Annotated in this window: 25 protein-coding genes; 19 read left to right on the forward strand and 6 right to left on the reverse strand. The window is 70.4% G+C overall.

Features of this window, described 5'->3' with window-relative positions:
- Positions 1-460 precede the first annotated feature (460 nt).
- The gene (locus tag OG975_RS13345) at positions 461-1849 is read left to right on the forward strand and encodes an NAD(P)/FAD-dependent oxidoreductase (RefSeq protein WP_406329317.1); all 1389 of its coding nucleotides are present in this window, start codon (positions 461-463) and stop codon (positions 1847-1849) included.
- A gap of 31 nt (positions 1850-1880) precedes the next feature.
- Here OG975_RS13345 and OG975_RS13350 read toward each other — a convergent pair whose 3' ends face one another.
- Entirely contained in the window at positions 1881-3320 is a 1440-nt protein-coding gene (locus OG975_RS13350; protein WP_406329318.1) for a regulator, read from the reverse strand.
- Between the two features lie 249 nt (positions 3321-3569).
- On the opposite strand from OG975_RS13350, the gene lipB reads away from it, so the two are divergent.
- The 4 genes from lipB (at position 3570) to OG975_RS13370 (ending at position 6971) form a co-directional block, all read left to right on the forward strand.
- A complete protein-coding gene (gene lipB / locus OG975_RS13355; protein WP_406329319.1) occupies positions 3570-4367 on the forward strand; it encodes a lipoyl(octanoyl) transferase LipB in 798 nt (265 codons plus the stop codon).
- A 342-nt stretch (positions 4368-4709) separates the two neighbouring features.
- Positions 4710-5675, forward strand: coding sequence for a lipoyl synthase (lipA, locus tag OG975_RS13360; RefSeq protein ID WP_330304031.1), 966 nt, complete (start codon positions 4710-4712; stop codon positions 5673-5675).
- Between the two features lie 292 nt (positions 5676-5967).
- On the forward strand, positions 5968-6165 hold the full coding sequence (locus tag OG975_RS13365) for a hypothetical protein (RefSeq protein ID WP_189190500.1): 198 nt from the start codon (positions 5968-5970) through the stop codon (positions 6163-6165).
- A 101-nt stretch (positions 6166-6266) separates the two neighbouring features.
- On the forward strand, positions 6267-6971 hold the full coding sequence (locus OG975_RS13370; RefSeq protein ID WP_327428154.1) for a DUF4191 domain-containing protein: 705 nt from the start codon (positions 6267-6269) through the stop codon (positions 6969-6971).
- A 99-nt stretch (positions 6972-7070) separates the two neighbouring features.
- Here OG975_RS13370 and OG975_RS13375 read toward each other — a convergent pair whose 3' ends face one another.
- Positions 7071-7538: an RDD family protein gene (locus OG975_RS13375; RefSeq protein WP_406329320.1), complete on the reverse strand. Its 468-nt coding sequence runs from the start codon at positions 7536-7538 to the stop codon at positions 7071-7073.
- 199 nt (positions 7539-7737) lie between these two features.
- On the opposite strand from OG975_RS13375, the gene glnA reads away from it, so the two are divergent.
- The 4 genes from glnA (at position 7738) to pspAB (ending at position 11436) form a co-directional block, all read left to right on the forward strand.
- Positions 7738-9147 (forward strand): type I glutamate--ammonia ligase, encoded by a 1410-nt coding sequence (gene glnA, locus OG975_RS13380; protein WP_327428156.1) that lies wholly within the window; start codon positions 7738-7740, stop codon positions 9145-9147.
- 147 nt (positions 9148-9294) lie between these two features.
- Positions 9295-9783 (forward strand): hypothetical protein, encoded by a 489-nt coding sequence (locus OG975_RS13385; protein ID WP_406329321.1) that lies wholly within the window; start codon positions 9295-9297, stop codon positions 9781-9783.
- Positions 9784-9890: 107 nt separating this feature from the next.
- On the forward strand, positions 9891-10814 hold the full coding sequence (gene htpX / locus OG975_RS13390) for a zinc metalloprotease HtpX (RefSeq protein WP_406329322.1): 924 nt from the start codon (positions 9891-9893) through the stop codon (positions 10812-10814).
- 22 nt (positions 10815-10836) lie between these two features.
- Positions 10837-11436 carry a PspA-associated protein PspAB gene (gene pspAB, locus OG975_RS13395; RefSeq protein ID WP_381264708.1) on the forward strand — a complete coding sequence of 200 codons (600 nt, stop codon included), beginning with the start codon at positions 10837-10839 and terminating at the stop codon, positions 11434-11436.
- A gap of 70 nt (positions 11437-11506) precedes the next feature.
- On the opposite strand, the gene OG975_RS13400 is transcribed toward pspAB, so the two are convergent.
- Positions 11507-11821 carry a hypothetical protein gene (locus OG975_RS13400; RefSeq protein ID WP_406329323.1) on the reverse strand — a complete coding sequence of 105 codons (315 nt, stop codon included), beginning with the start codon at positions 11819-11821 and terminating at the stop codon, positions 11507-11509.
- A 331-nt stretch (positions 11822-12152) separates the two neighbouring features.
- On the opposite strand from OG975_RS13400, the gene OG975_RS13405 reads away from it, so the two are divergent.
- Positions 12153-13802 carry an alpha/beta fold hydrolase gene (locus OG975_RS13405; RefSeq protein ID WP_406329324.1) on the forward strand — a complete coding sequence of 550 codons (1650 nt, stop codon included), beginning with the start codon at positions 12153-12155 and terminating at the stop codon, positions 13800-13802.
- A 68-nt stretch (positions 13803-13870) separates the two neighbouring features.
- Here OG975_RS13405 and OG975_RS13410 read toward each other — a convergent pair whose 3' ends face one another.
- Both OG975_RS13410 and OG975_RS13415 read right to left on the reverse strand, forming a co-directional pair.
- Entirely contained in the window at positions 13871-15235 is a 1365-nt protein-coding gene (locus tag OG975_RS13410) for a DUF2252 domain-containing protein (protein WP_406329325.1), read from the reverse strand.
- The gene (locus tag OG975_RS13415) at positions 15235-15738 is read right to left on the reverse strand and encodes a hypothetical protein (protein WP_406329326.1); all 504 of its coding nucleotides are present in this window, start codon (positions 15736-15738) and stop codon (positions 15235-15237) included. The genes OG975_RS13410 and OG975_RS13415 overlap by 1 nt, the downstream gene beginning before the upstream one ends.
- 181 nt (positions 15739-15919) lie before the next feature.
- On the opposite strand from OG975_RS13415, the gene OG975_RS13420 reads away from it, so the two are divergent.
- Positions 15920-17116: a winged helix DNA-binding domain-containing protein gene (locus OG975_RS13420; RefSeq protein ID WP_406329327.1), complete on the forward strand. Its 1197-nt coding sequence runs from the start codon at positions 15920-15922 to the stop codon at positions 17114-17116.
- 271 nt (positions 17117-17387) lie between these two features.
- Here OG975_RS13420 and OG975_RS13425 read toward each other — a convergent pair whose 3' ends face one another.
- Positions 17388-17696 (reverse strand): hypothetical protein, encoded by a 309-nt coding sequence (locus OG975_RS13425; RefSeq protein WP_381301097.1) that lies wholly within the window; start codon positions 17694-17696, stop codon positions 17388-17390.
- 164 nt (positions 17697-17860) lie between these two features.
- Between OG975_RS13425 and OG975_RS13430 the strand changes: the two genes are divergently transcribed.
- From OG975_RS13430 to OG975_RS13465, 8 genes are all read left to right on the forward strand, one after another.
- Positions 17861-18220: an arsenate reductase family protein gene (locus OG975_RS13430; RefSeq protein WP_406329328.1), complete on the forward strand. Its 360-nt coding sequence runs from the start codon at positions 17861-17863 to the stop codon at positions 18218-18220.
- Between the two features lie 162 nt (positions 18221-18382).
- On the forward strand, positions 18383-19051 hold the full coding sequence (locus OG975_RS13435) for a hypothetical protein (protein WP_406329329.1): 669 nt from the start codon (positions 18383-18385) through the stop codon (positions 19049-19051).
- Positions 19052-19517: 466 nt separating this feature from the next.
- A complete protein-coding gene (glnII, locus tag OG975_RS13440; protein WP_406329330.1) occupies positions 19518-20546 on the forward strand; it encodes a glutamine synthetase in 1029 nt (342 codons plus the stop codon).
- A gap of 220 nt (positions 20547-20766) precedes the next feature.
- On the forward strand, positions 20767-21690 hold the full coding sequence (locus OG975_RS13445; RefSeq protein WP_406329331.1) for a DUF6891 domain-containing protein: 924 nt from the start codon (positions 20767-20769) through the stop codon (positions 21688-21690).
- Between the two features lie 330 nt (positions 21691-22020).
- Positions 22021-22602, forward strand: coding sequence for a winged helix-turn-helix domain-containing protein (locus tag OG975_RS13450; protein ID WP_330304047.1), 582 nt, complete (start codon positions 22021-22023; stop codon positions 22600-22602).
- 121 nt (positions 22603-22723) lie between these two features.
- Positions 22724-23704 carry an NAD-dependent epimerase/dehydratase family protein gene (locus tag OG975_RS13455; RefSeq protein ID WP_406336254.1) on the forward strand — a complete coding sequence of 327 codons (981 nt, stop codon included), beginning with the start codon at positions 22724-22726 and terminating at the stop codon, positions 23702-23704.
- 373 nt (positions 23705-24077) lie between these two features.
- Complete coding sequence (locus tag OG975_RS13460) at positions 24078-25346, forward strand: sensor histidine kinase (protein WP_406336256.1); 1269 nt, start codon at positions 24078-24080, stop codon at positions 25344-25346.
- Positions 25331-25987, forward strand: a complete 657-nt coding sequence (locus OG975_RS13465; RefSeq protein ID WP_406329332.1) for a LuxR C-terminal-related transcriptional regulator — start codon at positions 25331-25333, stop codon at positions 25985-25987. The genes OG975_RS13460 and OG975_RS13465 overlap by 16 nt, the downstream gene beginning before the upstream one ends.
- The last annotated feature ends 150 nt before the right edge of the window (positions 25988-26137 follow it).

Here is a 26137-nt window from a genome sequence, read left to right on the forward strand (position 1 = left end):
CCCGTCCCATCCCTGGGGGCTGCGCCCCCAGACCCCCCTAAAAGATTGCGCAGTTCCCCGCGCCCCTGAAAGTCGTCTGCGGGTGGGTGGGGGCTGGTCGCGCAGTTCCCCGCGCCCCTAAAAGACAAAAGCACCCGGGGTGGGCCGGGGGCGAGGGGGCGCAGCCCCGAGCCGTCAGGGGCGCGGGGAACTGCGCGACCAGCCCCCACCTACCCGCAGCCGACACACAACCCCCGGGGTCGAAGGGGCGGAGCCCCTGGGGATGGGACGGGTAGGGGCGGCGGGGGCGGAAAAACCACGCCCCGGGACCCGCATATGCACCCCCATGCGCCCATGCACGCCCACCACGCGACTTCCCCCAGACGTCGACACCCCACACCCTCGACCCGAACTCGGGTATCCCAGACGCCTGTTGGGGGCATGACGTCCCCACCGGCCGCGCAACCTCGAGGAGGGGCACGTGCTAGAGCCCGCACGCCAAGCCGCGACCATCACGGCGATAGCGGAAGACGTGGACGTCGTCATCGTGGGAGCCGGCATAGCCGGCCTCGCGGCCGCCCGACATCTGACCAGGGCGGGTCTGACGACGACCGTCCTGGAGGCCGCCCCGACCGTCGGCGGCCGCATGTCCACGGAGAAAGTCGACGGCTTCCGGCTGGACCGAGTGGGCCGGCTCCTGTCCACCTCGTATCCCGAACTGCGCCGCACCCCGGGCCTGGAGGCCCTGACCCTGCGCACGTTCTCCCCGGGCGTCCTGCTCCACAGCGACGGCCACCACCACCGCGCCGCCGCCCCCACCGCGCCCCGGAGCGCAAGGGGCGCACTCACCGCCGCGCGCGCCCTCGCGAGCGCCCCTCGCCTCCCCCTGCCCCGCCCCCAGCGCGCCACCACACGCCCGGGCCCTCTCGGCGGCCCGCTCGACCAGTCCCGTCTCGCCGCCGCGCTGGCCCGCCTCGCCGCCACCCCACCGGACCGCGTCCTCGCCCGCCCGGACCTGACCGCCGCGGAGGCGTTGACCACCCGGGGGCTCCCGGCCCGTACCGTCGACGGTTTTCTGCGCCCCCTTCTCGCGGCCCTCCTCTGCGACCCGGCGCTGCGGACGTCCAGCCGCTGCGCGGACCTCGCCCTGCACTCCTTCGCGACGGGCCGCCTGTGTCTGCCGGAGGGCGGCGCGGACACGCTCCCGGAGCTCCTCGCGGCCAGCCTCCCGCCGGGCACGGTCCACACGGGCGTCCAGGTCACCTCGGTCTCCACGACCACCGTGACGACCAGGGACCACGGCGAACTCACCTGTCGCGCCATCCTGCTGGCGACCGGGGCCCGCGCCGCCGCCGAGCTGTTGCCGGGGCTGCACGTCCCCGACTTCCACCCGGTGACGGTCCTGCACCACACCACGGACGAGCCCCCGCTCACCGACCCGGCCCTGCTCCTGGACGCCGACCGGAGCGGCCCGGTGGCGCACACCGCGGTCATCAGCCAGGTCGACCCCACGCGGGCCCCCGCGGGCCGCGCCCTCGTCTCCTCGACCGTGCTGGGCACACCACCGGCCGCGGCCCATCTGGACGCGACGGTCCGCGCCCAACTGGCCCGCCTCTACGGGACGTCGACCAACCGCTGGGAACTCCTCGCGGTCCATCACGACCCCGAGGCGGTCCCGGCGATGCCCCCGCCGCACGATCTGCGCCGCCCTGTACGGCTCCTGGCGGGCCTGTACGTATGCGGCGACCACCGGGACACCAGCACGGTCCAGGGGGCGCTCCACTCGGCCCGCCGGGCCGCCCACGCCCTGCTCGCGGACCTGGGCGCCCAACCGACCGCCTTAGCCGAACCCTTGGAGGCCGCCGCCTGAGCCGCCCCGTTCCGAACCCGCCTCCTCAGCCTCAGCCCAGCGCCGCCACCTTGTCCCGGTAGCCGCGTACGGGCGCCGCGTCCTTGTACGGTTCCAGCCGCTTCTCGAAGTCCCGTACGTACTCGATGGCCCGTACCGACCTCATCTCCACGGCCTGTCCGGCGGCTTCCGCCCCCAACTGGCAGGCCTGGTCGAGCTCGCCGAGCCCGAGCCGTGCCGAGGCGAGCACCACGCGGCAGAACAGCCGGCTGCGCGCATAGCCGGGCGCCCGCAGTTGCAGCGAGCGCTCGGCGTGCTGCGCCGCGGCCCGGAACTGCTGAAGGTCGCGGTGGCAGTGCCCGAACTCGTCGGCGAGCTGTGCCTCGTCGAAGAACCGTGCCCAGTACGGGACTTCGTCGCCGGTCCGGGACGCCTCCAGCGCGCGCTCGGCGCGGACGAGGGACGCCGTGCAGGCGCGCACCTCGCCCAGCACCCCGTGCCCGCGTGCCTCGACGGCGTGCAGCAGCGCCTGCACCACGGACGGCGCCGCCGATCCGACGCCCTGCTGGGCGACCCGCGCGAGCTGCACGGCCTCCCGCCCGTGGCCGAGGTAGACGGCCTGGCGGCTCATCGTCACCAGCACGTAGGAGCCGTACGCCCGGTCCCCGGCCGCCTGCGAGAGCCGCAGCGCCTGGACGAAGTACCGCTGCGCGAGTCCGTGCGCGGCGATGTCGTACGAGGTCCAGCCGGCGAGCCGGGTGAGGTCGGCGGCGGCGGCGAACAGCCGCCGCCCGGTCTGCTCGCCGTACGCGCCGCGCAGCATCGGCTCGGCCTCGTGCTCCAGATAGCGGACCAGTGCCTGGCGGGCGTGGCCGCCGCCGTACGCGTTGTCGAGGGCGCGGAAGAGCTCGCCCACCGAGCGCAGTGCGGCGATGTCGCCGCCGGTGACCTTCTGGCCGGGGCCGCGCTCGGTCTGGCTGCGCTGCCGGGGTACGGCGGGGCGTCCCTGGGCGGGGATGCGTGCGGGCCCCGGGTCGCCGCGGCCGACCTTGTCGTCGGCGCGCCCGATCAGCCAGTCCCGGCTGGGGACGACGAGTCCCGCGGGGGTGAAGGCGATCTTGCGCAGCTCGGCGTGGCTGCCGGAGTCCTTGCGCCACAGCCCGCCGACGATGTCGACGGCCTCCGCGGGGGTCGCGGCGAACTCCAGCCCCGCGTACACCGGGGCGCACGCGTCGAGCCCGAGGTCCTGGGCGGTGAGCCTGCGGCCGAGACGGCGGGTGAACACCTCGGCGATGAGTGCGGGCGTGGTCCCCCGCGGCTGCTGCCCGCGCAGCCACCGGGTCACCGATGTCTTGTCATATCTCAGATCGAGTCCGTGTTCGAGGCCGAGCTGGTCAACGCGACGGGCGAGACCTGCGTTGGAGAACCCCGCTTCTGCGATGAGCGCGGCGAGCTGTCGGTTGGGGGTGCGCTGCGCGGGTCGTTCCGTCATCTGCGGTGCGGTCTCCTGCCTTCCGGGTCTCTGCGACTTGCCCGGATTGCCTGTGAGCAGCCCTTATGGCCTCGTGAACGGCGCGAATGTAGCGGAGCGTAAGCACCTCATCGCATTCTTCGGCGTTCATTCATCCGATCGTGTGAGGATTGACCGCCGGGCTGACGGGCATCGGCCGGACGTACAGTGGCGTGGGCGCGTTACGTGCCTTACGAGGGTTTCTGAAGGGCTTCTAGGGAGGCGCTTGCCGTGAGTGAGTTGCGGTTCGTCCGCATGGGATTCGGTGCCGAGGCCGTCGAGTACCAGGAGGCGTGGGACGAGCAGCGCCGGGTACATGCCGCCCGTTTCCTGGACGAGGTCCCCGACACCTGTCTGCTCCTGGAGCACCCGCCGGTCTACACGGCGGGCCGGCGCACGGCGGACAACGAGCGGCCCCTCGACGGCACGCCCGTCATCGACGTGGACCGCGGCGGCAAGATCACCTGGCACGGTCCGGGCCAGCTGGTGGGCTATCCGATCCAGAAACTGCCCCGGCCGGTGGACGTCGTAGCACATGTACGCCGTCTGGAAGAGGCACTTATCCGTACGTGTGCGGAGTTCGGCGTGGAGACCAGCCGTGTCGAGGGCCGCAGCGGTGTCTGGGTGCTCGGTGATCCGGTCGAGCAGCGTCCCTCGCTCGGGGGGCTCTCCCTCGACTTCGACCCGCGCCTTCAGGACGAGGAGTTCGACCCTCGCCTCAACGGCCCGGAGTACGCCCCCTCCAACGCCGGCCAGCGGCGCGAGGACCGCAAGATCGCCGCGATCGGCATCCGCGTCGCCAAGGGCGTCACCATGCACGGCTTCGCCCTCAACGTGAACCCCGACAACGCCTGGTTCGACCGCATCATCCCCTGCGGCATCCGTGACGCGGGCGTCACCTCCCTCGCGAACGAGCTGACCCGCGACGTGGCCATCGGCGACGTCCTCCCGATCGCCGAGAAACACCTCCGCGACGTCCTGGAGAACGCCCAGCTACTCCCACGGGTCGTGGAACGGGCGTCGGCGTAACAGCCAGTTTTCGCCCCCGCCGCCCCTACCCGTCCCATCCGTACCTGGGGGCTGCGCCCCCAGACCCCCGCTAAAAGATTGCGCAGTTCCCCGCGCCCCTTTTAGGGGCGCGGGGAACTGCGCAATCTTTTGGACCAGCCCCCACCCACCCGCAGCCAAAGAACCCACCCCCCGGGGTTGAAGGGGCAGAGCCCCTGGGGGATGGGACGGGTAGGGGCGGCGGGGGCGAAAGACTCCCCCGGGAATGGACCCCCGTTCCCGAAGGTTGCCCACCGCGGGGAGTGAGAACCGCACGGGCGTACGCTGGTGTACGCCGAAGAATCGAAGCTACAGGGAGCCGATGTGTCCGCAGTCGCACCCGACGGACGCAAGATGCTGCGCCTGGAGGTCCGGAACGCCCAGACCCCCATCGAGCGCAAGCCCGAGTGGATCAAGACCCGGGCGAAGATGGGTCCCGAGTACACGAAGATGCAGAGCCTCGTGAAGAGCGAGGGCCTGCACACGGTCTGCCAGGAGGCGGGCTGCCCCAACATCTACGAATGCTGGGAAGACCGCGAGGCGACCTTCCTGATCGGCGGTGACCAGTGCACGAGGCGCTGCGACTTCTGCCAGATCGACACGGGCAAGCCCGAGGCCCTCGACCGTGACGAGCCCCGCCGCGTCGGCGAGTCCGTCGTGACGATGGACCTGAACTACGCGACCATCACCGGCGTCGCCCGCGACGACCTGGAGGACGGCGGCGCCTGGCTGTACGCCGAGACGGTCCGCCAGATCCACGCGCAGACGGCGGCCCGCGAGGCCGGCCGCACCAAGGTCGAGCTGCTCGCCCCCGACTTCAACGCCGAACCCGACCAGCTCGCCGAGGTCTTCTCCTCGCGCCCCGAGGTCTTCGCGCACAACGTCGAGACGGTCCCGCGGATCTTCAAGCGCATCCGCCCCGGCTTCCGCTACGAGCGCTCGCTCAAGGTCATCACCGAGGCCCGAGACTACGGTCTGGTCACGAAGTCGAACCTGATCCTCGGCATGGGCGAGACCCGCGAGGAGGTCAGCGAGGCGCTCCAGCAGCTGCACGACGCGGGCTGCGAGCTCATCACGATCACGCAGTACCTGCGCCCCTCCGTGCGTCACCACCCCGTGGAGCGCTGGGTCAAGCCGCAGGAGTTCGTGGAGCTGAAGGAGGAGGCCGAGGAGATCGGCTTCTCCGGTGTCATGTCGGGCCCGCTGGTCCGCTCCTCGTACCGCGCCGGCCGCCTGTACCAGATGGCCGTCGAGAAGCGGGGCGCGTACATCGCCTCGCAGGCGGTCTGACACGCCGTAGGACACGAGCCGAACACAGAAGCGGTGGCACTGAGTGCCACCGCTTCTGTGTGAATCCGCGCACAAGCAACTCCCCCTTCACAACGGCCCGTTCGACGCCGTTCGGACCGTCCCCGCAGCTGGGGACACCATCAGGGCCGCGTCAGGGTGCGAACCCGCCGCATCAAGGCTTCATTGGTGTTTGACCGGTCGGTCACGCCCTGGTAACACCAATCAGTGACCCTGGTCTTACGCCACGTACAGCCCTAGCCAGAGCCGCCGATCCCGAGGGGGGACCTCCATCATGCAGGCCGCGCCCGTACGCGCCACCGCCATCCCGTCGTTCACCGATGCACTCCGTGCCGTCGAGTCGCTCCTCATGAGCAGCGGCCAGCGCACCGCCCGCCGCAATGCCTGGACCTCCGTCCTGGAGGACCGCCGCCGTGCCAAGGACAGGGTCGAGGCGCAGCGCGTGCTGGAAGCCGTCGCGACGCGTTCGTAACGGCGATGCCCCCGGCGTCCCCCGGTACCGCGGCCCGCTACCCCGGCGCTCCCCCGGTACTGCCGTCGTCGGCGCCTCCCGGGCCACGTAGACTTCGTGGCATGGCGAGGAAGGAAACCGCAGCGGACGCCGCTGCTGAACCCGGGCGACTCAAGCAGATCGCCCTGACGTACAAGATGACCCGCAAGGCCGACTCCAAGATCGGTCTTGTACTCGCGGCTGTCGGAATTCTCACCCTCGGTGTCTTCCTCGCGATCGGCTTCTTGATCGGCCACCCGGTCTATCTCGGCATTCTCGGCCTTCTGCTCGCCTTCCTCGCGACGGCGATCGTCTTCGGGCGCAGGGCCGAGCGAGCCGCCTTCGGTCAGATGGAGGGACAGCCGGGCGCAGCCGCGGCCGTTCTCGACAACATCGGCCGAGGCTGGACCACGACCCCGGCGGTGGCGATGAACCGCAGCCAGGACGTGGTGCACCGCGCGGTCGGCAAGGCCGGCATCGTGCTGGTCGCCGAGGGCAACCCGAACCGGGTGAAGAGCCTGCTGGCCGCCGAGAAGAAGAAGATGGCGCGGATCGTCTCGGACGTTCCGGTGAACGACATTCTCGTGGGCACCGGCGAGGGCCAGGTGGAGCTCAAGAAGCTCCGCACGACCATGCTGAAGCTGCCGCGCGTGCTCACCGGCCCGCAGGTCACCACGACCAACGACCGGCTGCGCGCGATGGGCGACCTGATGAGCAACATGCCGCTTCCCAAGGGTCCGATGCCGAAGGGCATGCGGATGCCGCGCGGCGGATCGAAGGGCCGCTGACACCCCTCCTACGAGTCGTACGACGAAGGGGCGCCCGGAGATCTCCGGGCGCCCCTTCGTCGTACGACTTCCGTATCCTCCGGATCCGTGGGACAGGTCCTAGATCCGTACCTCGACGGTGCGGGCGACGCGGTCGTGCAGGCCGCGGCCGTCGCGGTCCCAGATGAAGGGCGGGAGGGCGAGGAACAGCAGGACCGTGCGCAGCAGGGCGCGCAGCGGGTTGACGCGGCCGGTGTCCAGCGCGACCACCCGCAGGCCGAAGAGCCGCTTGCCGGGGGTGAAGCCGACCGTGGCGAGGGTGAAGGCGATCAGCACGAAGAGGATGAGCGGCGCCCAGGTGCTGGCCGCCTTGTTATAGCTGTGCGTGATCAGGCCGTATGCGACCAGGAGGCACAGGCCCCAGTCGACGGCGATGGCGCCGAGACGGCGGCCCGGGCGGGCGATGGAGCCGGGCCCGTGCTCCGGCAGACCGAGCTGTTCGCCTCGGTATCCGAAGTCGACTCCGGCTTCCTCCGCGGCCGCGCGAGGTCCGGAGAGCCACGATCCGATTGCTTGCCTGTTGTCCACCCGTCCACGGTACTGCGCCCGTTTTGCCATGCGGACACGAGGGGCCCGGGCGCCCCGGGTCGGTTAACTTGGGCGAAACAAATGGGTCACGCTTGAGAAATCACCCGTCCCTAAGGTCGGCCTCAGCGTGTGCCACCGCACTGGCCGCACGAACGAACTACCACCCCGGTCCACTGTGGGCGGGAGTAGGAGGAGCTGGATGTTCCAGAACGCCGACGAGGCCAAGAAGTACATCGCGGACGAGGACGTCAAGTTCGTCGACGTCCGCTTCTGCGACCTGCCGGGTGTGATGCAGCACTTCACGATCCCGGCGGAGGCCTTCGACCCGACCGAGGAACTGGCCTTCGACGGCTCCTCCATCCGCGGCTTCCAGGCCATCCACGAGTCGGACATGGCGCTCCGCGCCGACCTGTCCACCGCGCGCGTCGACCCCTTCCGCCGCGACAAGACGGTCAACATCAACTTCTTCATCCACGACCCGATCACGGGCGAGCAGTACTCCCGTGACCCGCGCAACGTGGCGAAGAAGGCCGAGGCGTACCTCGCGTCGACCGGTATCGCCGACACCGCGTACTTCGGCCCCGAGGCCGAGTTCTACGTCTTCGACAGCGTGCGCTTCGACACCAAGTCGAACGAGGCCTTCTACCACATCGACTCCGAGGCCGGCGCCTGGAACACCGGTGCGCTCGAGGACAACCGCGGTTACAAGGTCCGCTACAAGGGCGGCTACTTCCCGACCCCGCCGGTCGACCACTTCGCCGACCTGCGTGCCGAGATCTCCCTGGAGCTGGCCAAGTCCGGCCTCCAGGTCGAGCGCCAGCACCACGAGGTGGGCACCGCCGGCCAGGCCGAGATCAACTACAAGTTCAACACGCTGCTCGCCGCGGCCGACGACCTCCAGCTCTTCAAGTACATCGTGAAGAACGTCGCCTGGCGCAACGGCAAGACCGCGACCTTCATGCCGAAGCCGATCTTCGGTGACAACGGCTCGGGCATGCACGTCCACCAGTCGCTGTGGAGCAACGGCGACCCGCTGTTCTACGACGAGGCGGGCTACGCGGGCCTCTCGGACACCGCCCGCTTCTACATCGGCGGCATCCTCAAGCACGCCCCCTCGCTGCTCGCCTTCACGAACCCGACGGTGAACTCGTACCACCGTCTGGTCCCCGGCTTCGAGGCCCCGGTCAACCTGGTGTACTCGCAGCGCAACCGCTCCGCGGCCATGCGTATCCCGATCACCGGCTCGAACCCGAAGGCCAAGCGCGTCGAGTTCCGCGCGCCCGACTCCTCCGGCAACCCGTACCTCGCCTTCTCGGCCCTCCTCCTCGCGGGCCTCGACGGCATCAAGAACAAGATCGAGCCGGCCGAGCCGATCGACAAGGACCTCTACGAGCTGGCCCCCGAGGAGCACGCGGGCGTCGCGCAGGTCCCGACCTCCCTCCCGGCCGTCCTCGACCGCCTTGAGGCCGACCACGAGTTCCTGCTCGCGGGCGACGTCTTCACGTCCGACCTGATCGAGACGTGGATCGACTACAAGCGCACCAACGAGATCGCGCCGCTCCAGCTGCGTCCGCACCCGCACGAGTTCGAGCTGTACTACGACGTGTAAACCCGTCGCACCAGCCGTACAACACCGGCCGTGTCCTTCCTTCGGGAGGGGCACGGCCGTTGTGTTGTCCGGGGCACGCGTGACGCCCGCGGTCATCGGGAAGGGGTAAGGATTACGGTTTCAGGGGCATCGTGGGGGGACAGCCGCGTGAATTCGGACACGGTCACGGCCATATCGGCGACGGCGATAGCGCTCGGCTCGCTCTGGGTGAGCATCTCCCAGACCCGGGCCACCCGGGTGCACAACCGGCAATCCGTCAGGCCCTTGCTGGAGATGCGACGCATCAAGGGATACGAAGACCACAACGCAGGCCTCCAGGTCATCAACGCCGGTCTCGGCCCGGCCCTCGTGACGAACACGGTGGTGCGACTGGACGGCGAAGACATCGGGCCGTGGAATCGTCCCACCCAGCACCGCGTCAAGGCATCGCTGCCGGTGTGGCCCCTTACCTACTCACTACGCCCGGGTGCCGCGCTCCTCGCGGGGCAGTCCGTCTTCTTGATTCACCTTGAGCAGTTCAGCGAGGACGAGCACGGCTGGTTCTGGGATCTCATAGCCCAGCGACTGGTGATCGAGATCCACTACGAGTCCCTCTACGGTGGCGAGAACTTCAAGGCGATACCGCCCCCGCCCTGACACCGACCGTTCTTTGCCGTCCATGGGGCCTTTCGGACCCTGTTCATGGGGAACCCCAGGCGCACAATGGAAAGCGGGACGAGTGCCTGAGTGCGGGGTGATGCATCATGCAGAGCCGGTTCCGGAGTGATCGGCGGCTGACCGTGCGGATGACGGTCACGCTGTTTCTGCTCGGATTGCTGTACGTGGCCTTCGTCGCCGCGTTGATCGTGCTGCTGAAGTCCTGGGTGCTGGTCGTGGTGATCGCGGCCGGGCTGCTCGGCGCGCAGTACTGGTTCTCGGACCGGATCGCGCTGTACGCGATGCACGGGCGGATCGTGGAGCGGGAGGAGTATCCCCAGCTGCACGGGGTGGTCGACCGGCTGTGTGCCGTGGCAGACATGCCGAAGCCGCTGGTCGCCGTGTCGGACATCGACATGCCGAACGCGTTCGCCACCGGGCGGAACGCCGATCATGCGGTGCTCTGTGTGACCACCGGGTTGCTGCGGCGGCTCGAGGCCGACGAGCTCGAGGGTGTGCTGGCGCACGAGCTGTCGCATGTGGCGCACAAGGACGTCGCCGTGATCACCGTGGCGTCGTTCCTCGGGGTGCTCGCCGGGCTGATCGTGCGGTTCGCGTTCTACTCGCAGCTCTTCGGCGGACGGGGGCGCAAGGACCAGAACACAATGGCGATCTTCATGACCGTGATGGCGGTGGCCGCGGCCGTGTACGCGATCAGCTTCCTGCTCATCCGGGCGCTGTCCCGGTATCGCGAGCTGGCCGCCGACCGCGCGGCGGCGCTGCTCACCGGGCGGCCCTCGGCGCTGGCGTCGGCGCTGACCAAGGTCACCGGGGACATCGGGCGGATTCCGAGCGAGGACCTGCGGACGGCGCAGGCGTTCAACGCCTTCTACTTCACGCCCGCTCTCGGTGCCGAGCCCGGCTTCGCCAAGATCTTCTCCACCCACCCGAGCCTTGAACAGCGACTCGAACAACTGGCCCGTATCTCCGCCGAGTTGGGCGAGCCCGCGGCTCCCGGAACGGCCGGCTGAATCTCCTGGAAAGGCCATCTGCATGGGGTTCCTGGACATCCTGCTCGGCCGCACCAAAGCCGTCGCGCCCGACCTCGACCAGCTCTTCGGGCTGCCGTCGGCGGCCCTGACCCTCCAGGCGGCCGCCGGGTTCACCCCGACCGGGACGGGTGCCGTGTGTTTCGCGAGCGTCGAGGGCGCGGCCTTCGCCGACGCGCACCAGGAGGTGCAGGCGCTGCTCGACGCGGACGCCGGGCGAAGCCGGGAACCCGGAGGAGGCCCGCCGGTGGAGAAGGTCCGGGACGAGTACGGGTACTCGTGGCTGGTCTCCCGCCGGGAGCCCGATGATCTGCCCGCGCTGGTGAGTGATCTGCACGCGGTCAACAGCGCGCTGGAAGGCAGTGGCTTCGGGCCACAACTGCTCTGCTCCGTGGTGGGTTTCCAGGATTCCGGGCAGCGGCGGCTCGGGCTCGTCTATCTCTACAAGCGCGGGACCTTCTATCCCTTCGCGCCGCTGGCCGGTGCGGGCCAGCGGCGCGACAACGCGCTGGAACTGCAGATCAAGGCGGCGCTCGCCGATGATCTGCGGGTGGAGCAGGACCTGAGCCGCTGGTTCCCGATCTGGGGCGCCCCAGGCCTGTGACGGCCGTGAGCCGAGTCCGTCCGGGCCGACTTGCTTCTGACGCGGGCCTACTGGTGCTGGCTCGGGCCTGCTACTGGCGCTCCTGGCGGCGCGCCTCCAGCGGGCGCTCCCGGCGGTAGCGGCGCTCCCACTTGGCCTGACGGTCACGGCGTTCGCGGTACGCGCGGTAGCTGGCGTCCGTGCGGCCCGGGGCGCCGGACGAGCCCCCTGAGGGGGAGCCCGAGGTGCCTGAGGTACCCGAGGGGGACGCCGTGGACGCGCTTCCCCCGGTGCGGCCGTAGCGGACGTACAGGAAGAGCAGGGCGACTGCCGCGAGCCAGAGGACGTGGTTTGAGAAGCCCATGACGACCAGGATCAGGGTCGCCGAGATGATCAAGGTGCCCATGACGGGACTCCTTGTGTGCGTGGATGGCTGGTCTTGACGTGTGGGTGGATGAGTCGACGGGGCGCTGGGGGTGGGCGGCCGTCCGTCGGTGCGTAGAGAGTAGCCCTGAGTCCGCCGGGTGATGCCTGTCCTGCGGAAAGCGGTGTTCAGCAGCTCCGGAACGCGTGTCCAGCGTAGGGACGGGACCCGAACCCGCGCATCCGATTTTCCCCGGACTGCACACTTTCGTGTATCGCTACAAAGTCGAGCAAAGTTGACATACGGCATGGAGGGATTCCCCCTAGGCCCGAGCGCCATGAGTCGCCGTCAGTCGCCATGAGTAAATGAGCGGATGCTCTTCTCCTTCCTTCACGACCACGACGGTGAACGACTGAGCTGCGTCAGCGGCGGAGTTGACGGACGCGACGGCGGTGGCGATACGGCCACCGCCGTCCTGCTGCACGGCGCCGGAAACGGGAGCAAGGAGCGACTGCTCCCGCTCCTTGAGGAGTTCGTCGCGCGCGGCTGCCGGGGGCTTGCCCTCGACTTCTCCGGGCACGGCGAAAGCACCGGCGCGCTACCGGAGTTGAGCCTTCAGAAGCGCTTCGAGCAGGCCGTTTCCGTCATCGACGCGACGGTCCCGGCGAACGGTCCGCTGATCCTCGTCGGGTTCAGCATGAGCGGCCAGACGGTGGCCGATCTCGCGGAGCACTACGGGCAGCGCGTGGCGGCCCTCGGGCTGTGCGCGCCCGCGGTGTACGGCGCGGAGGCGTGGCCGGTTCCGTTCGGGGACGGCGACGGCCGCTTCAGCGAGATCATCCGTACGCCGGACAACTGGCGGGCGGCCCCGGCGCTCGGCGTGCTGCGGGCGTACGAGGGGCGGGCGGTGCTCGCCGTGCCCGGCACGGACACCGTGATCCCGCCCGCCGTGACCGAGGCCGTGACGGACGCTCTCGCCGCCCACGCCCAGTTCACCCGGCTCGAACTACCGGACGCCGAGCACATGTTGGGCCTCTGGTTCCGCGACCACGCCGAGGACCGGCAGCGGTTCGTGGACCTCGTCCTCACCGGGCTCGGTGACCGGGGGTGGACGGCGACCCGGGCCTGGGTGGCCAAGCAGCTTCCGGAGGGCAGGAGCGTACGGAACTCCACGCCCCTGCGCGGCGGCTGGAGTTCCCAGATGCGCCGCCTCACCCTCGACGACGGCACCGGCCTGGTCCAGCGGACCTTCGTCAAGCCCTTCTTCCGGCGGCACGCACCGGGGCTGCTGACCCGCGAGGCGTCCGTCCTCACGCTGCTGGCCGCGCACGACGACGTGCCCGCACCCGAGCTGTACGCGATCGACGCCACCGCCGAACACTGCGACCACCCCACGTTGTTGATGTCCTCGCTGCCGGGCGCGGTCCGTCTCGACCAGGAGGACGAGGAGGACCTGGAGCGGCGCCTCGACCTGCTGGCGAGGCAACTCGTCCGTATTCACGAGGTGGTTGCGGACGAGCAGCCGCGCACGTATCAGCCGTGGACGTCACCCGAGCGCGTCCGTACGCCCGCCGGTGCTCTGTGGGACCGGGCCGTGGACGTGATCCGGCGCGAACCGCCCGCGTACGAAGGGTGTTTCCTGCACCGGGACTTCCACCCCGGGAACGTGCTGTTCACGGGCGCGGGCGACACCCTGCGGATCAGCGGGGTCGTCGACTGGGTCGAGACCTCCTGGGGCCCCGCCGACCTCGACGTCGCCCACTGTTCCACGGCCCTCGCGCTGCTGCACGGGGAGGCGTACGGGCTGGGCTTCCGCGAGCGGTACGAGGCGCACGGAGGACATCGACTGGCCGACGGCGAGAGCCACTTGTACTGGCGGCTGCTGGACGCGCTGGCCTACTCCCCCGACGCCGAGAAGGTCGCCGTTCCGTGGCGTGAGCTGGGGCGTACGGATCTGACGCCGGAGGTGCTGGGCGGGCGGCTGGGCGCGTATGTGGCGGGGCTGCTGGAGCTGTACGGCTGAGACGGCGGCCGGTTCGATCAGGTTCCGGGGGGGCTCCGGGAGGGGTCTGGCTCCGGGAGGGGCGGCGCTCAGACTCCTGGAGCCGCCGGGATCACACCCGCCACCACGGCCGCGCCCAACGCCGCGTGGTCGGCGGCGTTCTGGTCCGCGTAGCGCAGCGCGAAGTCCGCGACGGCGCGTTCGAAGGTGTCGGCGCCGCCGAGGTATCCGGCGATCGCGACGCGGTCGCCGGAGCGGGCGTGGGCGCGGGCCAGGGCGTTGCCGCACAGGCGGGCGTAGGTCCGCAGGTCGCGGGGGTTCATGCCCGCGACGTCCGCGGAGCCCTTCATGTCGCGGAGCTGACGCCAGTAGAACGCCCGCCCCTGCGGTCCCGTCATCCAGCCGAGGAAGATGTCACTCGCGGCCTGGAGCAGCCGCTGACCCGCGACGACCCGATGCCCCGGATGGACGTACGGACCGCTGGGCAGATGCTCTTCGAGTACGGACTTCCCCGCCTCCTTGATCTGCAGGAACAGCGGGTCGTCCGCGTCCCGGCCGGCGAGCAGCACGATGAAGCAGCGGGTGCCGACGCTGCCGACGCCGACGACCTTGCGGGCGGCGTCGACGAAGCGGTAGCGGTCGAGGAGGAGGCGGCGCTCCTCGGAGAGGGTGGAGCGGTAGTCGCTGAAGATCTTGCGGAGCGAGGCCATGTCGGTGACTCCGGCCGACTCCAGCAGCGGCGGGTCCTGGACGATGCGGCGGCGTCCGTCGACGGTCTCGGTGAGTCTGCCGAGCGCGTGCAGGCTGGTGCGGCGGCGGGCGCGGGTGAGGCTCGACTCGACGCGCGCCCGGCGGCGGGCGGAACGGACCAGCGGGAGCAGTTGCTCGGCGTCGATGCGCTCGTACCAGACGGCCAGCTCGCCCCGCCCGGCGAGCCGCCGTACGGCCTCCCGGTACGCGCCGGCCGCCGCCTGCGCCGCGTCGTGGGCCTGCGCTTCCTTGTGCCCGTTCTCGCGGGCGGCCACCGCGACGCTGGCCGCGAGCCGTTTGACGTCCCACTCGAAGGGGCCGGGAAACGTCTCGTCGAAGTCGTTGAGGTCGAAGAGCAGGGTGCGTTCCGGGGAGGCGTGCAGGCCGAAGTTCAGCAGGTGTGCGTCGCCGCACAGCTGGACCGTGAGTCCGGTGTGCGGCTGGGCGGCGAGGTCGGCGGCCATGACGGCGGCGGCGCCGCGCAGGAACGCGAACGGTGACGTCGTCATCCGCCCGTACCGGATCGGCAGCAGCTCCGGCAGCCGGTCCCTGCCCTGGCGTTCCAGTACGGCGACGGGGTCGGGGCGGTCGGCGGCGGGGATCCAGCCGGCGTGCGAGGAGCGAGAGGCGTTCTTACGGGCCGCCCTGCCCTGGGCGGCCCGGTCCGCGGCGGTGGCCGTGGCGCCGTTCTGGCCCCCGGCCATCAGTTCCGCACGGCCCTGGCGACTTCGGCGGTGATGTCGCCGGAGAGGGAACGGGTGCTGCGGGCGGTGGCGTCCTTGGAGGCGTCGGCCGCGACATCGTTCACCGTGACGACGACCGTGTCGAGGAGGTTGCCGGCCGGGTCGCGGAAGTTGATCTGGACGGCGTACGACTTCTCCGACGAGGCGGAATTGGTGACGGTCATCTTGACCGTGGAACGCCCGTCGGAGTCGGCCGTCACCTGGCTGTCGAGCTTCACGTCGCCCTTGGCGTTCACGCCGTTCTGGAGGTCGTCGAGCTTCCGGCCGGCCTCGGCGGTCGCGGAGGCCAGCGCGTCGCCGGCCGCGGACGCGGCGGACGCGGCCTGGGAGACGACGTCGGAGGGGGTGGTGTCGTCCGAGCAGCCGGTCAGGGGCGCTGCCAGGGCCGTCGTCGCGGCCGCTATCAGGACCAGCCGTACGAGTGGGCCCAGCGAGCCCGGTCGGCGTATTCCGTGCCTCTGCATCGCGTCTCCCGACGTGCTCCTCGTTCGCCTCCGGAATCCGCTCCTCGCGGTGGCCCCAGTCAAGGCCGTGGACAGGGCGTACGCATGCCGGGTACGGCGAACGGGTGAAGCGCGCCCTGCCGCGTGCGAGTGTTCGAGAGGATGAGGGTGCACGGGGTACTACGGGCGAGCTGGAGGCGGCGTGGCCGAGAAGCTGCGGCACATCGGGGTGGCGGAGCGGCGGGCCCGGCTCGCGCTGCGGCAGCGGCTCGCGGTCGCCGCGCGGGCGGCGAGCCCTGAGGAGGTCGCGGGGTCGCTGGTCGCGCTGCACGGGACCGATCCGGCGACGGTGTATCTGGCGGTGGGCGCGCGGCTGGCGGACGCCGGGAAGACGGTGGCGGAGGTCGAACGGGCGCTGTACGAGGACCGGGCGCTGGTCCGGATGCACGGCATGCGGCACACCGTGTTCGTGTTCCCCACCGAGCTGGCCGCCGTGGTGCACGCCTCGACCGGGCTCGCCATCGCCGCGAAGGCCCGGGCCGGGCTGATCAAGGACATGGCCACCGGCAGCGACGGGCGGCTGACCGAGGAGTGGCTCGCGGAGGTCGAGGCGTCCGCGCTCGCCGCGCTGGCCCGGCGCGGGCAGGCCACGGTGAACGAACTCACCCGGGACGAACCGAGGTTGAAGGAACAGTTCACCTACGGAGCGGGCAAGAGCTACGAAAGTCCGCAGACCGTGTCGTCCCGTCTGATGCGGGTCCTCGGCGTCGAGGGCCAGGTCGTCCGCGGCCGCCCGCTGGGTTCGTGGACGTCGTCGCAGTTCCGCTGGGCGGTCGCCCCGCCGCATCCCGAACTGCCGCCCGCCGAGGCCCAGCCCGAGCTGCTGCGCCGCTGGCTCGCCGCGTGCGGGCCCGCCACCGAGGGTGACTTGAAGTGGTGGACGGGGTGGAAGGTCACCGATGTGCGGCGGGCGCTCGCCGCGATCGGGGCGGTGGCCGTGTCGCTCGACGACGGGGTCACCGGATACGTGGCCGCCGGCGACGACGGTCCGGTCGCCGGCCCCTCCTCTCCGTGGGCCGCCCTGCTGCCCGGGCTCGATCCGACGGCGATGGGGTGGCAGGAGCGGGACTGGTATCTCGCGCCGGGGTTGCGGTCCGCGCTCTTCGACGGGAGCGGGAATGTGGGGCCGACGGTGTGGTGGGACGGGCGGGTGGTCGGGGGGTGGGCGCAGCGGGCCTCCGGTGAGGTGGTGTGGCGGCTTCTTCAGCCGGAGGGGGTCGGGCGGGAGGCTCTTGACGCCATCTCGACGGAGGCTGCGCGGCTGCAGACGTGGCTGGCACCAACCCGGGTCACTCCACGCTTCCGGACACCACTGGAACGCGAGCTGTCGTCGGGGTGAGCTTTCCTCGCCCCCGCCGCCCCTACCCGTCCCATCCCGTTCCTGGGGGCTCCGCCCCCAGACCCCCAAAAGATTGCGCAGTTCCCCGCGCCCCTTAAAGACGGGGTGGTTCGTCGGCTGCGGGGCGGTGGGGGCCGTTCGCGCAGTTCCCCGCGCCCCTAAAAGGGGCGCGGGGAACTGCGCAATCTTTTGGACCAGCCCCCACCCACCCGCAGACGACACACAACCCCACGGGGGCGGCGGGGGCGAAGAAACCTCGCCCCCGCCGAGGTCAGCGGGCGTACCTCATCAGGGCGCGGACCATGTGGCACGTGGTGTCCGACGGCGGGTGGACGCCGATGAGTTGCGCGGTGCTGCGTATCTTCTCGTTGCGGGCCTGGTTCGGCATGTAGACACCGGAGTCGAGCAAGGCGATCGCGAGGCGCATCGCCTTGAGGCGGCGGTTGTGCGTGACGTACCACTCGCGAGGACGCCCCGGCGGCAGCGGGCGCTTCTCCACGGGCTCGTACGGCAGCTCCAACAGAACCGCCCTCTTGGACGTGGACTGGGTGGGCAGCGGCTTCAGTGCGGCAGCGGGCACAGGCATCCTCCTGTCGCGGTCAGGGAACCGTCCGGACCCCCCGGCGGCACCCTCGAACACTGCTTCTATTCTACCGCCGACCACTGACAAAAGCCGCTGACCACAAGGCCTTTGGGGGTGCCGTGACACCAGCGGAACGGGGTGTCTCACGTAACGTGTGCGGCATGGAGATCTGGATCAATCCGGCCTGTTCGAAGTGCCGTAGCGCCATCAGCCTGCTCGACGCGGAGGGCGCCGACTACACCGTCCGCCGCTACCTGGAGGACGTACCGACCGAGGACGAGATCCGCGGCGTACTCGATCGGCTCGGGCTGGAGCCGTGGGACATCACGCGGACCCAGGAGGCCGTCGCCAAGGAGCTGGGGGTGAAGGAGTGGGGCCGGGACGCCGGTTCGCGGGAGCGGTGGATCAAGGCGCTGTCCGAGCATCCCAAGCTCATCCAGCGGCCGATCATCACCGCGGACGACGGGACGGCGGTCGTGGCGCGCACCGATGAGGCGGTACGGGACGCTTTGTCCCGCTGATCCGCGTACCCCTTCCCCTGCCGATCCCCCCACTGACCCTCGGGCCATCGCCAACTCACGTGTGACCTACGTTACTTCAGTGACTCCTGTAACCGTTGAGTAACCTCGTTCGGTATCTCGTACCTAGCGGCGTAACGCTCCCCCCGCACCCAGGAGGCGCACATGTCGCGTAGGAGAACCCTCAGCACCAAGAAGAAGATCGCGCTGCTGGTCAGCGCCGCGGCCGTGGCCGGAGGCGGGGCCTTCGCCATGGCCGCCACCTCGAACGCGGCGTCGGTTCAGAACGCGCAGAACTCGACGGTCTGCCAGGGCCTGGCCACCGCGCTCGGCAACAACCAGAAGTTCATCGACGGCCAACGGGCCAACCCGGACGCCCAGTCGGCGGCCCGGATCAGCAACCGCGAGGCCGTCATCGCGCAGATCAAGGTTCAGCAGAAGGCGTCGGGCTGCGCGGTCGGGGAGTCGGCTCAGGACTCCCAGGCCGCCACGCAGCCGGCGCAGTCGGCTCCCGCACAGAGCGCTCCGGCGCAGTCGGCGCCCGCGCAGACCGCCCCGGCGAACAACGGCGGCGGCGCGGCCACCGGGCAGCAGGTCTGCACCGGTTCGACCGTCACGCTCTCCGGTGAGGGCGGCGCCCCGGCGGCGTCCAGCAACCAGTTCCCGGCCGGGACGAAGCTCAAGGTCACGAACCTGGACAACAACAAGTCCACGACCGTGCAGGTCACTTCGGTCTCCGGCAGCTGCGTCCTGCTGAACAACGCGGCGTTCGAACAGGTCCGGGAGCCCGGCAAGTTCCTGATCCGCAGGGCCCGTATCGAGAAGGTGGGGTGACGGTCGGCCGCTTCAGTCATTGATCAAGTGACCAAGCTGGCCAAGCGGCCAAGCGGCCAACTGATCGCTTGATCGTTTGATCGCTTCATCGGGGTCCTGCTGCTTCCGGCCAGGAGCAGCAGGACCCTCGCATGTCCAGTGCCACACGGGCCCGGCGTCCGGTTCGCGAAAGGGGAGGGTTCGCCCAGATCGCGCTCACCCCCATCGCATACGAGACGAGCAGGAGTCTTCGTGCCCGGGGCCGGAAGGAGCGGTGGGGCCCCCGATCGCGGTCGCGAACGCTGCGGTCGGGCGGCAGCGAGTGATAACGCGCACACACAGGCCAGGTAACACGGGGTTCACATTCGGGCAATGATCGGGAAATCGCCTGTTGACAGGCTGCCGGGCATCCCCAGCGGCGCCCCAGTGCCGCAGCGCCGCAGCACCCGCAAGTGCGCCTAAAGACCCACCCCGAAGGATGTGGCCCGTGACCTTCAAGGCTGAGTACATCTGGATCGACGGCACCGAGCCGACGGCCAAGCTCCGTTCCAAGACGAAGATACTGGCCGACGACGCCAAGGGCGCCGAGCTGCCGATCTGGGGCTTCGACGGTTCCTCCACGAACCAGGCCGAGGGTCACGCCTCGGACCGCGTACTCAAGCCGGTCGCCACGTACCCGGACCCGATCCGCGGCGGCGACGACGTCCTCGTCATGTGCGAGGTCCTGAACATCGACATGACGCCGCACGAGTCCAACACGCGTGCCGCGCTCGCCGAGGTCGCGGAGAAGTTCGGCGCCCAGGAGTCGATCTTCGGCATCGAGCAGGAGTACACCTTCTTCAAGGGCTCGCGCCCGCTCGGCTTCCCCGAGGGCGGCTTCCCGGCCGCGCAGGGCGGCTACTACTGCGGTGTCGGCTCGGACGAGATCTTCGGCCGTGACGTCGTCGAGGCGCACCTGGAGAACTGCCTCAAGGCGGGTCTGGGCATCTCCGGCATCAACGCCGAGGTCATGCCCGGCCAGTGGGAGTTCCAGGTCGGTCCCCTGGCGCCGCTGGAGGTCTCCGACCAGCTGTGGGTCGCCCGCTGGCTGCTCTACCGCACCGCCGAGGACTTCGGTGTCTCCGCGACGCTGGACCCGAAGCCGGTGAAGGGCGACTGGAACGGCGCGGGCGCGCACACCAACTTCTCCACGAAGGCGATGCGCGAGGGCTACGACGCGATCATCACCGCGTGCGAGTCGCTGGGCGAGGGTTCCAAGCCGATGGACCACGTCAAGAACTACGGCGCCGGCATCGACGACCGCCTGACCGGCCTGCACGAGACCGCCCCGTGGAACGAGTACTCGTACGGCGTCTCCAACCGCGGCGCCTCGGTCCGTATCCCGTGGCAGGTCGAGAAGGACGGCAAGGGCTACATCGAGGACCGCCGTCCGAACGCCAACGTCGACCCGTACGTGGTGACGCGTCTGATCGTCGACACCTGCTGCTCCGCCCTGGAGAAGGCCGGCCAGGTCTGATCCGCGTCTGCTCCGCACGGGATCCGTACGTGATGCGCGTCTGATCCGTACGTGATCCGTACCGCAGCTCCTGGAAGGGGCGCCCGCCGTCTTGGCGGGCGCCCCTTCTGCCTATCGTGCGCTGCCATGGGGACGGAGACCGACGGAATCGACGGAATCGACGGAGTCGGCGAGGTCGACGGCTGGTCCCGTTGTCAGTGGCGCGTGCCATGGTTCGGGCATGAAGATCGACGAGTTCCTCGCCATCAAGGTCGAGACGGAGAACTGGCAGAAGCACGCGCGGATTTCGGCGGAGCAGCTGTGCGGGCTGGTGCACCGGATCGGTGGTGACGACGACCACTACCTGGTCGTGCAGCGGATACCGGACATCCCGGATGTCTTCGTCCAGGTGTGGCACGAGCACGGCGGGGACTATCAGCTGGAGTACCGGGAGGGTCGCGAGCACTTCTTCGGGACGGTGCTCACCGACCCCGGCCGGGTCGCGGACACCATGGTGGGCTGGGTGCGGCGGGACGACGGCTGGGACGCGGGGATCGACTGGGAGCCGGTCGAGGCAGACTCCCCCGAGGAGGTGCCCGAGCTGCCGGCCGACATCCGCGAAGAGGTCGAGGAGCGCGTACGGGGGCTGCTGCGCTGCGGGTACGACGACCGGGCCCGGCTCACGGAGGACGCCGAGGACTTCCTGGTCGACGGCGACCACCGGCCCGTGTCCAAGCCGCAGGCCCGACAGATCGTGGACCGGCTGTGGCTGGAGCGGCTGGCCGAGCAGGCGACCTGGGAGGGGGTCACCGAGCCCGAGCGCCTCACGGAGGTCTTCGAGGCGCTCGACGCGGTCGGCATCACCGCGCGCGAGAACTTCACCTGCTGCCGCACCTGCGGCACGGCCGAAATAGCGGGCGAACGCCGTGAAGACGCTCGGGGGTTCGTCTACTTCCACTCGCAGTGCACGGAGAGCGCGGCCGCCGGGCACGGGCTGACGCTGCTGTACGGCGGGTTCGACGGCTCGGCCGAGACCACGGCGGCGGTCGGACGCGAGGTCGTCGCGGCGCTCACCGCGGCCGGGCTGTCCACGGAGTGGGACGGTTCGGCGGACAGCGCGATCACGATGACGCCCCTGACATGGCACAAACGCCTGGTCGGATAAGGAGACGCAACGTCAAGTTCACGCCAAGGAAGCGTCCGACCCTTGAGAGGGCTCTCCTGCCCGGCTCCGGGTTCTGCTTCAATGGGGCCATGGCCAGCTTCCAGAAGTACACCGCGACGGGTCGCCATGACCTCGAGCCCTTCTGGCCTTCCCGTCAGCACCATGACTTCGACCGGGTGTGTTGCCGCGCGATGAACGCGCCGGCCCTCTAAAGCCGTACACCCCGGCCTTCGGCCAGCGCGCACGACGTACGTCCTCGACGACCCCGACCACGAACTCGCGGCCGTCGACCTTCCCGACGAACTTCTCGCGCGAAAGAGCTGACCTCTCATGGCGACCACTCGTTCCTTCTCCTCCGTCGCAACCGCTCCTTCCCCGGCCCCGTCCGCCTCCCCGGCACGGCACCGACTGCGTGCCGTCGACCGGGACGAGGTGGTCGACGTCGCCGACTTCCTGCCGCCCGGCGCCACCTGGCTGCCCGCTCCCCCGCACACCCTGCCCGTACTGCCGGGGCAGCCCCCGATGATCGGCTACCTGGTCCTCGTCCCGGCCGACCAGCAGCCCGCGCTGCCGGTCGCCGTGCCGGACCGGCCCGAGCCGTCGGCCGCCGCCGGTGACGACCCGCTCGTCCGCATCGACACCGTGCAGCGCACCGCCGAGGTCGACGGGAAGCCGCTCGACCTCACCTATCTGGAGTTCGAGCTGCTCGCGCACCTCGTCGCGCACCCGCACCGGGTGCACACCCGCGATCAGCTGGTCACCACGGTGTGGGGCTACGGACACGTGGGCGACGGACGGACCGTCGACGTCCACATCGCGCGGGTACGGCGCAAGCTCGGGGCGCAGCACCGGCAGGCGATCCAGACCGTGCGGCGGGTGGGGTACAAGTACACGCCGCCGACGGGCCGTTGACCCGTTGACCGACCGCCGCCGCTGACAGTGGTCTCGCTCCGGCGGATCTTCTGTCAGCAGATTTCCGTTCCGTCCGGCGGGAGGTCCGTGCAGAGTCATCCTCATGACACGGAGACTTCTGATGCTCGGCGGTACGGAGTTCGCGGGGCGGGCCGTCGTGGAGGCGGCGCTCGGCCGGGGCTGGGACGTGACCGTCTTCCACCGAGGACGGCACGAACCCCCCGCCGGTGTCCGGTCGTTGCACGGCGACCGCACCACGCCCGACGGGCTCGCGGCGCTTGCCGAAGGTGAGTGGGATGTCGTCGTCGACACCTGGTCGGCGGCGCCGCGGGCCGTCCGGGAGTCGGCACGGCTGCTGGCCGGCCGGGTTTCCCGCTACGTGTATGTGTCGAGCTCTTCCGTGTACGCGTGGCCGCGGGCCGCCGGGTACACCGAGAACACGCCCCTCGTGGAGGGGGCCGCCGCGGGTGCGGAGCAGACCGACTACGCGCGGGACAAGCGGGGCGGGGAGCTGGCCGTGCTCGACTCCTTCGGCACGGAGGGCTCGTTGCTCGTGCGGGCCGGGTTGATCCTCGGGCCGTACGAGAACATCGGGCGACTGCCGTGGTGGCTGAACCGGATCGCGCGCGGTGGTCCCGTGCTCGCGCCCGGGCCCCGTGATCTGCCGCTCCAGTACGTCGATGTCCGTGATCTCGCCGAGTGGGTGCTCGGGGCGGTGGAGGCGGGGCTGAGCGGGGCGTACAACCTCGTCGGGCCGCCGGGGCATACGACGATGGGGGGTTTCCTCGACGCGTGCGTTCAGGTCACTGGGGCCCGGGCGGATCTCCGGTGGACCGATGCCGCCGTCATCCTCGACGCCGGAATCGAACCGTGGGTGCAGCTGCCGGTGTGGGTACCGGCCGGGAGTGACCTCCATGACGCGATCCACACGGCGGATGTCTCTCTTGCCCTGGGCGCCGGGCTCCGGTGCCGGCCTGTCCTGGAGACCGTGGCGGACACCTGGAGCTGGCTCCAAGGTGTCAACGGGGTGGCACCCCAGCGGCCCGACCGACCGACGCTGGGTCTGGACCCCACGGTGGAGGCAACGCTGCTCGGCCTGTGACCGTGGGCTTTCTTCGCCCCCGCCGCCCCTACCCGTCCCATCCCGTTCCTGGGGCTCCGCCCCAGACCCCGTGGGTTGTGTTTTGGCTGCGGGTGGGTGGGGGTTGCTCGCGCAGTTCCCCGCGCCCCTGAAGGCGCGGGGCTGCGCCCCGCGATCCCACGCCCGCCCCCCGTCTTTTAGGGGCGCGGGGAACTGCGCAATCTTTTAGCGGGGGTCTGGGGGCGCAGCCCCCAGGGATGGGACGGGTAGGGGCGGCGGGGGCGAGAACCGCTCTGCCCCACGAGCCGTCGGGGGTGCTGCTGGCACCACCCCGCCCGGGGTGTCTGGCCCAGTGACCCCGCCCGGCGGGTCGGCGAGACTGAGGGGCATGGAGATGACGCGGGGCAGCGAGGTTCGGGCGCGGGCGCGGGAGGTTGTCGTGGCGGGGGCGCGGGGGATCACCCTCGCCGTCACCGGGCTCGCCGGGTCGATCACCCTGTTCGTGCTGGCCGTCGTGTCGATCGTCCTCGTACCGCTCGGCATCGGAATCATCACGACCCCTTGGGTGCTGACCGGCGTACGCGCCTTCGCGAACGCCCGCCGAATAGTCGCCGCCGAGTGGTGCGGGGTGAGGATTCCGGCCGCGTACCGCCCCGTTCCCGAGGGTGCCACCCCATGGTCACGGTGTTTCCTGATGCTCAGGGACCCGGCGACCTGGCGGGACCTGGGGTGGCTGCTGGTCGACATGACCGCCGGATTCGTCACCGCGGTGCTGCCCGCCGCGCTGGTGTTCTACCCCGTGGAAGGGTTCGCGCTCGCGCTCGGACTGTGGCGGGTGTTCACGGACGGGAGCTATGTGGGGTGGTGGTACGGGTTCGTGCCCGTCTCGGGACAGGGCAGCGCCCTCCTCGCAGGCGCGCTCGCCGCCGTACTCCTCGTCGCCGCCTTCTACCTCTCCCCGCTCCTCCTCCGCTTCCACTTCCGGCTCACCCGGTCGGTCCTCGCCCCCGGTGAGGGCGAACTCGCCGAGCGGGTGCGGGTGCTGACCGAGACCCGGCGGGACGCCGTGGACACGTCGGCGGCCGAACTGCGGCGCATCGAGCGGGACTTGCACGACGGAGCGCAGGCGCGGCTCGTCGCGATGGGGATGGATCTGGGGACCGTGGAGGCGTTGATCGAGAAGGATCCGGCCAAGGCCAGGGAACTTCTCGCCCAGGCGCGGAAGTCCTCCGCCGACGCCCTCACCGAGCTGCGGGATCTCGTGCGGGGCATCCATCCCCCGGTGCTCGCGGAGCGCGGACTCGGCGACGCCGTACGGGCGTTGGCGCTGCGGCTGCCCCTCGCGACCGAGGTGGAGGTCGAGCTGGACGGCCGTGCCGACGCGCCCGTCGAGTCCGCCGCGTACTTCGCGGTCAGCGAGGTGCTGACCAACGCGGTCAAGCACTCCGGCGCGGACCGCGTCTGGGTCGATCTGCACCACGCGGACGGCATGCTGCGCGTGGCCGTGACCGACAACGGCCGCGGCGGCGCGCGGATCGGCGCGGGTTCGGGCCTGCCCGGAGTCGAGCGGCGACTCGGTACATTCGACGGCGTCCTGGCCGTCAGCAGCCCCGCGGGCGGTCCCACCATGGTCACCATGGAGATCCCTTGCGCGTTGTCCTAGCCGAAGACCTGTTCCTGCTCCGCGACGGGCTCGTACGGATGCTGGAGGCCTACGACTTCGAGATCGCCGCGGCCGTCGAGAGCGGGCCCGAACTCAGCCGCGCGCTGGCCGAGTTGGAGCCGGACGTCGCCGTGGTCGACGTACGGCTGCCGCCCTCGCACACCGATGAGGGGCTGCAGTGCGCGCTTCAGGCCCGCCGCGACAGGCCGGGGCTGCCGGTGCTCGTGCTGTCGCAGCATGTGGAGCAGTTGTACGCGCGGGAGTTGCTCGCCGACGGCACGGGCGGGGTCGGCTATCTGCTCAAGGACCGGGTGTTCGACGCGGAGCAGTTCATCGATGCCGTACGGCGGGTCGCGGCGGGTGGGACGGCGATGGATCCGCAGGTGATTCAGCAGCTGCTGTCCCGGCGGTCCGTCGGCGATCAGCCGCTCGGGCGGCTCACCCCGCGCGAGCTGGAGGTGCTCGAACTGATGGCGCAGGGGCGGTCGAACGCGGCGATCGCGGGTCAACTCGTGGTCACGGAACGGGCGATCGCGAAGCACACCTCCAACATCTTCGCGAAGCTGGGCCTGGAGGTCTCGGACGACGACAACCGACGCGTCCTCGCGGTGCTCGCCTATTTGGATCAGGGCCACCACTGAATTTCAGTCAAAAGCTGCCGCCAAACCTGAAATCCGAGATCAACTCCCTTGGAAACGGGGGCTTCTGGGCCCATTGTGCCGGAATTGGCCTCACGAACTTCTAAGATTTTCCGAGGTTTCTGAACGCCCCACGCGCCCCCTGCGTATGGA

This window comes from Streptomyces sp. NBC_00203 (assembly GCF_045206325.1).
Taxonomy (GTDB): Bacteria; Actinomycetota; Actinomycetes; order Streptomycetales; family Streptomycetaceae; genus Streptomyces; species Streptomyces lutosisoli.